General features: G+C 41.8%; 11 protein-coding genes. 8 read left to right on the top strand and 3 right to left on the bottom strand.

Features of this window, described 5'->3' with window-relative positions; translation table 11 throughout:
* Nucleotides 1–239 precede the first annotated feature (239 nt).
* The 7 genes from AN393_RS00660 (at nt 240) to AN393_RS00630 (ending at nt 9,383) form a co-directional block, all read left to right on the top strand.
* On the top strand, nt 240–917 hold the full coding sequence (locus tag AN393_RS00660) for a haloacid dehalogenase type II (RefSeq protein ID WP_055017052.1): 678 nt from the start codon (nt 240–242) through the stop codon (nt 915–917).
* A gap of 365 nt (nt 918–1,282) precedes the next feature.
* Nucleotides 1,283–2,821: an aspartate aminotransferase family protein gene (locus AN393_RS00655; RefSeq protein ID WP_055017051.1), complete on the top strand. Its 1,539-nt coding sequence runs from the start codon at nt 1,283–1,285 to the stop codon at nt 2,819–2,821.
* The gene (locus AN393_RS00650) at nt 2,821–4,140 is read left to right on the top strand and encodes a lysine N(6)-hydroxylase/L-ornithine N(5)-oxygenase family protein (RefSeq protein WP_055017050.1); all 1,320 of its coding nucleotides are present in this window, start codon (nt 2,821–2,823) and stop codon (nt 4,138–4,140) included. Before AN393_RS00655 ends, AN393_RS00650 begins: the two co-directional genes overlap by 1 nt.
* Nucleotides 4,137–5,315: an MFS transporter gene (locus tag AN393_RS00645; RefSeq protein ID WP_055017049.1), complete on the top strand. Its 1,179-nt coding sequence runs from the start codon at nt 4,137–4,139 to the stop codon at nt 5,313–5,315. Before AN393_RS00650 ends, AN393_RS00645 begins: the two co-directional genes overlap by 4 nt.
* 25 nt (nt 5,316–5,340) lie before the next feature.
* Nucleotides 5,341–7,689 carry a GNAT family N-acetyltransferase gene (locus AN393_RS00640; protein WP_055017048.1) on the top strand — a complete coding sequence of 783 codons (2,349 nt, stop codon included), beginning with the start codon at nt 5,341–5,343 and terminating at the stop codon, nt 7,687–7,689.
* Nucleotides 7,682–8,320 (top strand): hypothetical protein, encoded by a 639-nt coding sequence (locus tag AN393_RS00635; protein ID WP_055017047.1) that lies wholly within the window; start codon nt 7,682–7,684, stop codon nt 8,318–8,320. The genes AN393_RS00640 and AN393_RS00635 overlap by 8 nt, the downstream gene beginning before the upstream one ends.
* The gene (locus AN393_RS00630; protein ID WP_055017046.1) at nt 8,304–9,383 is read left to right on the top strand and encodes a heparan-alpha-glucosaminide N-acetyltransferase domain-containing protein; all 1,080 of its coding nucleotides are present in this window, start codon (nt 8,304–8,306) and stop codon (nt 9,381–9,383) included. The genes AN393_RS00635 and AN393_RS00630 overlap by 17 nt, the downstream gene beginning before the upstream one ends.
* Nucleotides 9,384–9,422: 39 nt before the next feature.
* On the opposite strand, the gene AN393_RS00625 is transcribed toward AN393_RS00630, so the two are convergent.
* Complete coding sequence (locus AN393_RS00625) at nt 9,423–10,289, bottom strand: LysR family transcriptional regulator (RefSeq protein WP_055013563.1); 867 nt, start codon at nt 10,287–10,289, stop codon at nt 9,423–9,425.
* A 101-nt stretch (nt 10,290–10,390) separates the two neighbouring features.
* On the opposite strand from AN393_RS00625, the gene AN393_RS00620 reads away from it, so the two are divergent.
* Nucleotides 10,391–10,891 (top strand): lactoylglutathione lyase family protein, encoded by a 501-nt coding sequence (locus AN393_RS00620; protein ID WP_008130525.1) that lies wholly within the window; start codon nt 10,391–10,393, stop codon nt 10,889–10,891.
* Nucleotides 10,892–10,988: 97 nt separating this feature from the next.
* Here AN393_RS00620 and AN393_RS00615 read toward each other — a convergent pair whose 3' ends face one another.
* Together AN393_RS00615 and AN393_RS00610 are read right to left on the bottom strand one after the other, a co-directional pair.
* Nucleotides 10,989–12,227 carry an ABC transporter permease gene (locus AN393_RS00615; protein WP_055017045.1) on the bottom strand — a complete coding sequence of 413 codons (1,239 nt, stop codon included), beginning with the start codon at nt 12,225–12,227 and terminating at the stop codon, nt 10,989–10,991.
* On the bottom strand, nt 12,221–12,931 hold the full coding sequence (locus tag AN393_RS00610; protein WP_055017044.1) for an ABC transporter ATP-binding protein: 711 nt from the start codon (nt 12,929–12,931) through the stop codon (nt 12,221–12,223). The genes AN393_RS00615 and AN393_RS00610 overlap by 7 nt, the downstream gene beginning before the upstream one ends.
* Nucleotides 12,932–12,956 lie beyond the last annotated feature (25 nt).

Genomic DNA, 12,956 nt, shown 5'->3' with positions numbered 1-12,956 from the left:
TTTAAATCAAATTATAATACTGAAAAATAGTATCCTGTGGTTTTTAACTAGCTAAGCTCCACTCTTTTTTACTCAGCTATCAAAGTAATCAACAACAAAGATAGCCCCTTTTTACCAATATGATAATTAACACTTTAGCGCTTAAAGCAAATAAGCTTTATTAATTTGAGCAATCGTTCAAAGTAAGTTAAGCTCAGAGCGACTAACCTACAAGTAATTTAAATTTATTGGGAGTAAACATGGCAACCACACTCGCATTTGACGTATACGGCACGCTTATAAATACCCATGGCGTACTGACCTTACTTGAAGATATGATTGGCGATAACGCGCAAAACTTTTCAAATACATGGCGCGAAAAACAGTTGGAATACTCCTTTAGGCGCGGATTAATGCAAAACTATATACCGTTTTCGTTATGTACTAAACATGCTCTCGATTACGCCTGTTTAACGCATAAAACGCAGCTTAGTAATGATCAAAAGCAGCAACTGCTTGAGCAGTATAAAATTTTACCCGCCTTTGACGATGTGAAAAAAGGCCTTGAGCAACTTAAAGCACAAAACTACCGATTGTTTGCGTTTTCTAATGGCGCTGCTGATGCGGTAAATAAATTGCTCGAAACCGCTGGTATTAGTGAGTTTTTTGAAGGTGTTGTAAGTGCCGACGATATGAAAACATTTAAGCCAAACCCAGGTGTTTACAGCCATTTTTTACGCGAAACTAACTCAACGGGCGCAAACACGTGGCTTATTTCGAGTAACCCGTTTGATATTACCGGCGCTATTTCACATGGTATGCGCGGAGCATGGATAAAACGCTCTGAGGATTCTATTTTTGATCCGTGGGAAATTCAGCCAACCACCGTAGCCACCGATCTAGTGGATTTAAAAAATAAGCTTGAAGATATCAATTAAGCTGCTTTTTTACTTTTATATCCCTCTTTAGCACTTAAGGTTTAACCGAGTTGTAAAGGGGGTTTACTTCTTATAGTGGTACTGCCCACTTATAATACGTCCGCTTTTAGCTACCCCCCATTTCTCAACTCTTATATTTCAACTATCGAACTATTTTACAAACTGTCATTATTTAGCACACATTTTGGCACCCTCTTATAGCTCATTTTATATACTTTGTTAGTTTTTAAAGTAATTCCTTATAACCAATCAATCACTTATAAATGCGAAAATAAACCGATATCTAACCCTTAATCATTATTGTAAATGCAAATTGTTACCATTAAGATCCTCAACCCCAATATAAGTACAACCAAGGAGCGAATATGTCACAATTACAATCGGCGCAGCTCAGTCCTGTCGAAAATCAAGCAATATTTGAGCAAAACGGGTTACCTCCTCAATTTAATCTCGATCAGTTTATTAACTACCAAATAGCGTCTTTGCAGGGGCTTTCGGCTGTACAACAAGCTATGGCTAAAGCGCAAAAGCCGTTTTCTGGCGTGGCGGTTAATACGCTTGCCGCCACTGTTAACGATGTAGATTTAGCTAAACCTCTCGCTGATTTCCCGGCGGTATTAAACGAGCTTAAAAGTGTGTATTTAGATCACGCTGTGTATTTTCATCACCCGCGTTATATGGCGCATTTAAATTGCCCCGTTACCTACCCAGCGGTTGTGGCTGAGCACATCATTGGCGCAATCAATACCTCAGTAGATACTTGGGATCAAAGCGCTGGCGCGACTCTTATTGAACAAAAATTAATTGATTGGAGCTGTGAAAAAGCAAAGCTGCCAAGCACTGCCGATGGCGTTTTTACCAGTGGTGGTACGCAATCGAACTTAATGGCCATGTTAGTTGCACGCGAAGTAGCTGTGAGTCGTTATGCACCAAATCATGAAGTAAAACTACAAGGTTTGCCTGATGTCGCCTCGCGTTTTCGTATTTACTGCTCAGAGGTAGCGCATTTTAGTATTCAAAAGGCTGCGGCGTTATTGGGCTTAGGTTATAACGCGGTAGTACCTGTGGCCACAAACAATAAAATGCAAATGGATATGGACGCGCTTAACCACGCAATTGCCGATTCTAAAGCCAAGGGCGATTTACCTATTGCCGTAGTTGTTACCGCCGGTACCACCGATTTTGGCTCAATTGACCCAATTGAAGACATAGCAAAGCTTGCCAAAAAAGAGCAGCTTTGGTGCCATGTAGATGGCGCATACGGCGGCGGATTATTGGTCAGTGAGCACCATCGCAGTGCCTTAAACGGTATAGAGCTCGTAGATTCAATTACTATTGATTACCATAAATCGTTTATGCAACCGGTTAGCTGCAGTGCTTTTTTATTAAGTGACAAACGCCACTTTAGCCATATCACCCTTTACGCCGACTATCTTAACCCGCTTGCTGAGGCCGGCAATGGCACGCCAAATTTAGTTGATAAAAGCTTACAAACCACACGCCGTTTTGATGCCTTAAAGCTTTGGCTAACGCTGCGCACTATGGGCGAAGCGCCACTTGGGCGAGCGTTTGATAAAGTAATTGGCCTTGCTCGTCAAACCCACATTGTACTTAACGACCACCCTGATTTTGAAGTTATAAATTACCCAGAGCTTAGCGCACTGGTATTTCGGTTTGCACCAGAGGCGCTAAAACAAAATCCCGATTTACTCGACTCCCTAAACCTGCACGTGCGCCAAACATTTTTAAACACCGGCGACGCAATGATTGCACGCACCAAAATTAACGGCCGTCATTATCTTAAATTTACGTTACTTAATGCCCAGTGCCAATTGAGCGATGTGCGCGCTGTGCTTGAGCAAATTAGCACTATTGCGTGGCAAACGTATAAGGAGCAAAAATAATGAGCAACCAACCTTATGACTTTATAGCCATTGGTCTTGGCCCGTTTAATTTATCGTTAGCGTGTTTAAGTGAGCCACTAGAGGGCGTTAAAAGCTTATTTTTAGAGCAGCGTAGCCAATTTGATTGGCACCCCGGCATGATGCTAGAAGGTGTTACTTTGCAAACGCCATTTATGTCTGACTTGGTGACTCTTGCAGACCCTACCAGCAAGTACAGTTTTTTAAATTATGCCAAGCTTAATAACCGCTTATACCCATTTTATATTCGTGAGAGCTTTTTTTTACTGCGTAAAGAATACAACCTCTATTGCCAGTGGGTGTGCTCGCAGCTGAGTAACGTAAGCTTTGAGCAAAGTGTAACCAAGGTTGAATTTTTCCAGCAAAGTGAGTGCTATACCGTTACCTGTAACACCCCAAATGGGGAGCAGCACTATGTTACGCGCCACTTAGTGCTTGGCACCGGCCCTGCCCCGTACATTCCTGATTGCGCAGTGCAAAGTAATTCAAATAACGTACTGCACAGTAGCGACTTTTGCCACCGCCTAGATGAGCTAAAAGCTGCTAAACGCGTTACGGTTGTGGGTGCTGGGCAAAGTGCTGCCGAAATTTATCACACCTTATTACAGCAAGCCGTGCCAAACGGTTTACAACTAGATTGGATTGCGCGATCGCCGCGTTATTTTCCGCTGGAGTACACCAAACTCACTCTTGAGATGACTTCACCTGAGTATGTAGATTACTTTTATAATTTAAAGACCGAGCAACGAGATTGGCTTAATCAAAATCAAAAAAACTTATTTAAAGGCATTAATGGCGATTTAATTAATGACATTTTTGACACCCTTTACGCGCAAAGCTTAGATGGGCCAATTTCTACTACGTTTAAAACTAACAGCAAGCTTACTAATACACGTAAAAGTGCTGGGCGCTTAGTGACTGAGTTTTACCATCAAGAGCTAAATGAAGCCTTTAAAATAAAAACCGATTATTTAATTTGTGCCACGGGCTTTAAATACAAGCGCCCCGCTTTTTTAAACCCCATTGCGCAGCAGCTACCAGAAGACGATCAAGGCCGTTATATAGTAAGCCGTGAATACGCAATAGATACCGACCAAAAGCGTATATTTGTGCAAAATGCAGAGCAGCACACCCATGGTTTTGTAACCCCCGATTTAGGCATGGCGTGTTATCGAAATAGTATAATTTTGCGCGAAATACTCGGTTATGCGCCGTATCAGGTTGAGCAAAAAATTGCATTTCAGTGTTTTGATTTAAGCGATGTAGAAACCCATTCACAGCAAAAGAGTAACGCCGCATGAGTTTACGTTTAGCGCTTATTTTGCTTACGGTTATTTCGGTGGTGTGCGACACCTTATTACTGCCGTTTTATCCGCAATTTTTTGCCAGCGAATTTTCTGTAAGTAACCCCACACTTATTGGGGTGTTTGTAGCTAACTGTTGTATTACGGTTATGTTGGCATTACCGCTGTGGGCAAAGGTTGTCAAAAAATACCACGAGCTGGCTCTTTGGCTTGTAACCCAAGTAATTGCCGCATGCTTTGGTTTGCTTTGTTATTTTGCAACTAACGTGTGGGAATTTTGGTTTTATTACCAGTTTATGTTGGTGCTTAAAGCCAGCTACCTGCTTATCTACCCGTTTGCACTGCGTTTAGAGCAGCAAAGTAAGCACCTTTCTATTATTGGGTTGTTTTCGGTACTTATGCACTTTGGTGCTATTGGCGGCGCGTTAGTGGGCGGTTACTTTTTTAGTTTAAACGAACCGCGTTATGCATTGTTATTAAGTGCGGCGGGCGATGTAATACAAGTGCTGCTGTGCGCCTATTTAATGCTGAGCTTAAAGCTAGGTATTTATCAGCAAGCGACTGAAAGCGAAAAACCACGTACTCGCACACCTTATTTTATATGGCAATTTTGTTTTATAAGCGTGGTTGTTTACTTTAGCGCCTTTTTAATTAGGCCATTTTTTACGACCCATTGGCAAGGAATGAGTGCGCAAAGCAGTGCATTTCAAAGTGCGCTTGTGTACGCCATTCCTGCTTTTGCAGCGCTACTAATGCTTTTGTTTAACCACTTTAGGCAGCATTTACCTCTTCCTACGCTTAGCCGCACCAGTACATTTTCGTGCGCGCTTATTTTTGGCGCTATTGGGCTTTATTTACAGGCGCAAGAGTCGGTGTGGTTAGTCGTCAGCTCGCGCATTCTATACGGCATTGCGCTGTTTCAAGTAATGGTTTTATTAGAGGTTATGTTATTTGCTAAAAGTGAGCCTGCTCACTACGGCAGTGATTTTGCCAAAGTGCATGTTGCGCAAAATATTGGCGTTATTTTAGCGTCGTTATTGGTGGGTATGAGTGTAGAATATTTTAATACCACCGTGCCTTTTTACTTTGCTGCCATTGGCTTTGCAAGCCTTGGCGCTATTTTGCTCTGGCGCGTTAAATTTGTTAGCCAAGCCGCACACACAGCCACTTAATAATTAAAAAGATTTAGGAGTTTTTATGTATTTTTCATCTTTTGTAACCACGTTACAGCACACAGGTAATGTGACTATGCGGTTACTAAAGCAAAGCGATATGCCTATCATTTGCCAGTGGCTTACCCTGCCTTATGCGCATTTTTGGGGTATGAATAAACACACACCCGAGCAAATGTGCAACGCCTACCAAGATATAATAAACAACCCGCATCATCATGCGTATGTTGTTGAGCAAAATAATGAGCTACTTGCCCTTGTTGAGCTTTACAGCCCAAAGCACGACAAGCTACTTGCAGCTGCCTATGAGGTAATGCCAAACGATACGGGCATGCATATTTTACTTGCCCCAAATACAAAGCCCAAACGCCATTTTAGCTTTGAAATAATGCAGTGCGTATTGCACAGTATTTTTACCCATAACGATAATGCGCGGGTAGTGGTAGAGCCCGATATTGCCAATAGTAAAATTCATACCTTAAATAAGCGTTTAGGCTTTGTGCATACTAAGCAAATAACTCTTGGTGATAAAAACGCATACCTTGGATTTTGTAATAAAGCCGCGTTTGAAACGCATGTTGATTTACATCAAAAAACCCAAGCGCATATAAATTCTGACTATGTAAAGTTTGATCACTGGCAGTGGGCAAACAGGCACTTACAAAGTAAAGCCATTAGCGAGCTTGTACATGAGCGCTTGTTGGTTGCAGAGCAAACCCCACACGGTTTTAAAGTTAATATTGAAGGGGGTTACTTTTTATTTAATGGCCGCGCTATGGCGCTTAACCACATAGATATAGACGAGCCAAGCTTATGTTTTTATAACCTTAACAATGAGCAAGTAGCGCTTGATGTACTGCACTTTTTTAGTGTGCAAGGCCCTGCGCTGGGTTTAACTGGCGAGCGTTTAGCCACCTACCTTGAAGAGCTTAATGCCACACTTGCCAGTGCCTGTTATAAACGCGAAAACAACACGCTTAGCGCAGCCGAACTTGCGAAATTAGGGCTGCAACAAATAGAGGCAGCAATGAGCGAAGGGCACCCTGCATTTGTGGCGAATAATGGCCGAATTGGTTTTAGCAAAAGCGACTTTTTACGCTATGCGCCAGAAGTGGGTAAACCGTTTAAAGTGCTGTGGTTAGCGGCGCACAAAACAGTATGTGATTTTGCTTATAGTGAATACTTTAGTGACTACCCAAGCCATATTAGTGGCGAGCTTGATTTAACCACTCGTGATTCGTTTAACAAAGCGCTAAAAGCGCAAAACCTAAACCCCGACGACTACCTATTTATGCCGGCTCATCCGTGGCAGTACCAACATAAATTAAGTGTGGTGTTTGCCAACGAGTTTGCCAATAAATGCTTAGTGTATTTAGGAGAAGGCGACGATTTATATCAAGCGCAGCAATCTATTCGTACACTATATAACTGCTCGCACCCGCATAAACCGTATTTAAAAGTGGCGCTGTCTATTTTAAATATGGGCTTTATGCGCGGGCTTTCGCGTGCCTATATGGCGGTCACTCCGGCCATAAATGATTGGGTGTTTAATAAAGTAAACCACGACCCAACACTGAGCGCGTGTAACTTTACAGCGCTTAGAGAGTACGCCACGTTAGGGTATGCGCATCACACCTTTGAGCAAAGCGCACTCGGTGATACGCCGTATCGTAAAATGTTTGCGTGTTTATGGCGCGAAAACCCAAACCATAATTTACAAAATAATGAGCAGCTCACTACCATGGCCGCATTGCTGCACCTAGATAACCACGGTAAAAGTATGGCAGGTGCATTAATAGATCAAAGCGGCTTAAATGCAAACGCTTGGCTACAAAGCTACTTTAATGCCTACCTTATCCCGTTAGTGCATTGTTTTTATGCTCATAAACTGGTGTTTATGCCCCACGGCGAAAACCTCATTTTAAAGCTTAAAAATTCAGTACCTGTAGGCGCCTACATGAAAGACATAGGTGAAGAAGTGGCGCTACTTAACAGCACTGAGTCTTTGCCTGAGGAAGTATCGCGCATTCATATTGCTATGCCTAAAGAGCTTGAATTACTAAGTATATTTACCGATGTATTTGACTGCTTTTTCAGATACCTAGTCGCTATTTTAGTAAGAGAAAAACGCATAACCGAGCACGATTTTTGGCACGGCGTTGCGCAAAGTGTAAAAGTGTATCAACAAGCCAACCCGGCCTTAAATGCGCGCTTTAAAGAGTATGACTTTTTTAGTGATGAATTTGCGCACTCTTGCTTAAACCGCTTACAGCTTGGCAATAATAAACAAATGGTTGATTTAACCGACCCCGCAGGCAGCTTACAGTTTGCCGGAAGTTTAAATAACCCGGTATCGGCAAAGCTGTATGGCTAAGCCCATAACCCTTGCGCACTTTTTATTTAGCCCAAATGAGCCGGTTGCAGCGGCTTACCCAAGCTTAGATTTAGTGCGCAAATTAGCGGTTTTTTGCAAGGCGCATTACCCACATGCGCCTACGCAATTTATTAGCCGGCATTTATATTTGCAGCTTTGTTGGCAAACTATGTATGCCTATTGTTATTGGTATACGTGTAAACACAACGCGCATAACCCCATGCACTTACAGTTAAATATTAGCGGTGCTTACAGCCGGGGTTTTAACCTCACAGGCGCGCCTATATTAAGCAAAACTGATCAAAATAATGTTCTTATTGAGTTTATTAACTGTGTAGGTAAGTGGATAAATACCGATTATGCGCTGAGTAATAAAGAGCAAGGGCGCTTATTACTCGACACCCTAAACAGTGCATTTGCGCGCGCTCATAGCTTAAATTTAGCAAGCGCTGAGCAAATTACACATTGCCATAAACAATTACATGCCTTGCTCAGTAATCACTTTAATTTACACACCCCATTTAAATTAACGCCCAAGCGCTTAACGTGCTGTCGTTATTATTTAGCAGGTTATAACAAATGCCAAACCTGCCCTAAAAAGGATATTAAAAGCAATGAACACACGTCTTAAAACGATTGACCTTGCCCGAGGTGCGAGCGTTTTTATTATGATTTTAGTCCACACGTTATGGATGTACTCAAGCACAGCGCTTCAAAGTGAAAGCCTATTTGGCGCTGTTATTCATATACTTGGCAAAGGTACCGCCTCGTTTTTGGTGGCAATGGGGCTATCTATGGCACTTTCGCGTAGGCAAACACCCTTGTTATTAATTAAGCGCGGCGTACAACTTTTACTACTTGCGTATTTAATGAATGCAGCAAAGTTTTGGCTACCTATTGAGGTATTTAACACCATGCCCGAGGCATTTATAAATGCCTATGGTTGGCAAAGCCCATTGAGTGCTGGGCAATTACAATTTATGGTGCTAACGGGTGATATTTTACAACTTGCTGGGGTTAGCTTAGTGCTGTTTGGGGCACTTAATATTGCCCGCTGGAAAACCGCATGGATTGCTTTTTTAGCCATTGCTATTGCACTTGTAAGCCAGTTTGTAAGGGGGCAGCAGTTTACACTTTCGCCTTATATTAGCGATTTGTTTTTTGCTAATAACTACCAAGTTTATTTTCCGGTGTTTCCGTGGATAAGCGCTATATTAACCGGTTACGTGCTTGGTCGTTTATATATAAATAGCCAGCATAATGCTGCGTACTTATTTAGCGTGTGCGCAAAGTTAGGGGCTGCATTATTAGTGATTGGTTCAGCATGGTTATTTATTGATTTTAATGGTCAGTTTGGTAACTTTTTTCACTTAAATGGCGGCGGTATTATTTATTTAATTGGCTTAAATTTATGTGCTTTAGCTCTTATAGAGTATGTATTTGCTAATAAATTTAATGGCCCTATCACCCGCGCTCTTTTATATGCGAGCAAACATGTTACCGCTTTGTATGTTATTCAGTGGGTGCTTATTTGCTGGTTTATGGGCGTGTTTGGTTATCATACACAGTCGCTTGTGCCAACGTTGTGCCTAATGGCGCTTATGAGTTTACTCACTTTTGCAGTACACAAAATGTATTTGCAAATTAAGTTAACTCTACTTGGTTTTAAGCAAAAACCTAAACGTGCAGCATAAACTGTAAAGGGGCTTTACGGGCGCAGTTACACACGCGCCCTAACCTGCTTTTATTGCTTCAATTACGGTATTCATGCGCTTTGCCATTGGCCTATTACGATGGTGACACACATAAATATTTTCGCTTATCGGATTAGCTAAGTGATGCGTTTTAATAAGCGCAGGTTTATTAAATGCGCTAACGGCGTGCGCAGGTAAAACCGTAAACCCCAGCCCTAAACTTACTGGCTCTAGTATCAAACTTATTTGGTTAGAAAACCCCGAACGCTTAAATTGATCAACATGTTCAAACTCACTGTAGTTTTCGCTAAGTAACAGCTGCGCGTGGTGTTTTGCATCGGGGTGGCCAATAAAACCAAGCTCACATAAAACCTCCCACGTAGGGTTTTTAATATGTGCGGGAGTGACAAGTAATAGCGCTTCTTTACCAATTTTGTGGCTGGTAACTTCGCTAAGCGTGGGGGCTTGGGTTAAAAAGCCTATGTCGGCACTGTGGTTTGCCACAGCTTGCTCTACACTTGTATTAGGTGCAAAGCGATAATCAATATTAAGCTCGGTATGCTTTGCCTGCAGCGCCAATAACTGGCTATAAAATTGTAGCCCACAACTACCTGGCGATTGTATTTTTACTAGGCCGCTGTAAGGCGAGTCATCTTTTAATTGCTGCTCTAAAAATTGCCATTCTTTTAATAACAAGCTGCCTTGCTGATACAAATTTTGCCCATGTACAGTAAGGGTAAATTGTTTGCCGTGACGCTCTAATAGCGCGCAGTTTACTTGCTGCTCTAGCTTTTTAATATGCTGGCTCACGCCAGATTGGGTCATAAATAAGCGCTCGGCGGTTTGGGTAAAGTGGTTTACCTCAACCAACGTACAAAACGTGTTTAACCATGTCGGGTTTATCATTACAAAACGTACTCAAAATGATGATTAATGATAATTTTACTTAATAAAGGCTGATTCGTAAACTAACTCCATCAACTAATCACAGTTAAAGAGGACATATTATGAGTCATACATATCCACGTAGTTTTTCGCACATTGGTATTTCAGTACCGGATGTTGAAAAAGCCGTAGAGTTTTACACTAAGGTGATGGGCTGGTACACCATAATGGAGCCTACCGTGATCACCGAAGATAACAGCCCAATTGGCGAAATGTGTACCGATGTATTTGGTCCAAATTGGGAAAAATTTAAAATAGCGCACCTTTCAACAGGCGACCGTATTGGTGTAGAAATTTTTGAATTTAAAGACCAAGAAAACCCTAAAGACAACTTTGAATACTGGAAAACCGGTATCTTTCATTTCTGTGTACAAGACCCAGATGTAGAAGGCTTAGCGGATCGTATTGTTGCTGCAGGTGGTAAAAAGCGTATGCCAGAGCCACGTTACTACTACCCTGGCGAAAAGCCATACCGCATGATCTACATGGAAGACCCGTTTGGTAACATCCTTGAGATTTACAGCCACAGCTACGAGCTTATTTACAGCGCAGGCGCTTACTAAACTTAACTAGTTTAAAAAAGTTTAGCTAAAAACAAAGACCGCAGTATTTATTACTGCGGCCTTTTTGTTTAGTACGTGGTGCCACTTTTAAAGGGGGCTAACTTTTAGCACTAAGTGAGCTATGCAGGGCATTTTTATAGGCCTCATACGCGGGTATAGCTGAGGTAATAATAGCCGCAACAGTAATAACCGTTATTACTTTCAAAGTCTCTACATTAAGCATATTTGCATTTAAAAATAAGCCGTACCTGGTGCCTAGCCAATCGCCTAAAAGCCATAAAGTTAAACTTAGTAAAGCCGTTGCGGCTGCGCTTACCAGCATTACTAAAATTAGCGCCTCTACCAGTACTAAGCTAAAAATAACGCTTGGCCCTGCGCCCAATACACGTAGCACGGCAATTTCGTTTTTACGTTGTGCCATAGAGGCAAGTAACATGGTTGATAAACCAAATAACGACGATACCAGCACCAAAATACCAATAACGCGTAATAGGTTTTCAACGGTTGCCATCATTTGCCAAAGCTCGGCCATGGCAACACCGGGTAACACGGCCATTAACCTATCGGCTTTATAGTTGTTTATATCGCGCTGTAATTTAAAGGTAGAAAACTTAGATTTTAAACCCAGCATTACTGCGGTAATGCTCTCGGGTGTGGTGTTTACTGAGTCTACATTATTAAGTAATTTAGCTTGTTTTGCCGGTGATAAATGTATGGCCTCAATGGCGTTTAAGCTTACATGTATGGTTTTATCAACGGGTGTGCCTGTGGGGCTAAGTATGCCCTTAATTATAAAGGGGGTGTTGTCGTGATGGGTAAAGCTTGTGTTACCAATACCATGGGCAATCACTACGCTTTGGCCAATTTTATACTTGAGTTTTTTGGCTACATCGGCCCCTATTACCGCTTCAAATAATGTGTTAAATGGCTGGCCGCTACTAAAAGTAAGTGGTTGCTTAGTGCCGTATTTAAAGTGTTCAAAGTAGCTATTATTAGTGCCCATTACTCTAAAACCACGGTGCGAGTCGCCAAGCGAAATGGGAATTGCCCATTTAACTAATGAGCTGCCTTTTAGGGTTTCATAGCTTTTATAATTAATATTACTGGTGGGGCTGCCCATTCTAAATACCGAATAAAGTAAAAGGTTTAACTGCCCGCTAGGTGCGCCCACAATCATATCTACATCAGAGATGGTTCTGTTAAAGCTTTCTTTGGCTTGCTGGCGAATATGCTCAACACTTAACAGCACGCTTATACTTATAAGTAATGATAAAAACGTAAGTATGACCGATTTGCGCCTACAGGCTAAGCTGCTCCACGCTAACGATACTAGCATTTGCTGCCCTCCCCTTTTAAAAGCGAAGTTACATTTACGCTGCGCTCAAAAAATTGTTGTAAGTGCATATCGTGGCTTACAAATACAAGCGTTATGCCGTACTGCTTACATAAATCAATTAGCAGGGCCATAAATGCATCGCGCGATGCGGCGTCTAATGCTGAGGTAGGTTCGTCAACTAATAGCAGTTTAGGTTTATTTATTAAAGCGCGGGCAATAGCTACACGCTGTTGCTGGCCAACACTTAATGTATTTGCTGCTTTGTGCAAAATAGTCGTTGGTAACTTAAGCGCTAAAAGCAGAGCGCTCGCCTCTTGCTCTATTTGCGTATTACTCGTTTTTGCAAAGTAACTAGCCAGCTGAATGTTTTTTAAAACACTTAAATACGGTATTAAATTAAATTGCTGAAACACCACGCCAATGTTTTGTGCTCTAAATTTATCGCGCTTTTTTGACGAAAACGTTGAAAATGCTTGCTTAAGTAAGGTTATTTCACCACTTTGCGGTGTGAGCACCCCTGCTAATAAATTAAGTAATGTGGTTTTACCTGAGCCAGATTCACCGTGTAAAAACACCTGTTCCCCCTGCTTTACTTGCCAGTTAGGAATATAAAACGCGGTTTTATCTGCTTTGTGGTACTTATAATTAAGTTGATTAATATGTATGGCAAAGGGAGTAGAGGCCGAAGAAATTGTATTAGGCAATGATGAGACTCCTATGGTTTGATAA

Source organism: Pseudoalteromonas sp. P1-25 (assembly GCF_001401805.1).
Classification (GTDB): Bacteria; Pseudomonadota; Gammaproteobacteria; order Enterobacterales; family Alteromonadaceae; genus Pseudoalteromonas.
Note: the sequence above shows the minus strand (reverse complement) of the source record. Positions and strands in the feature narration are given on the sequence as shown.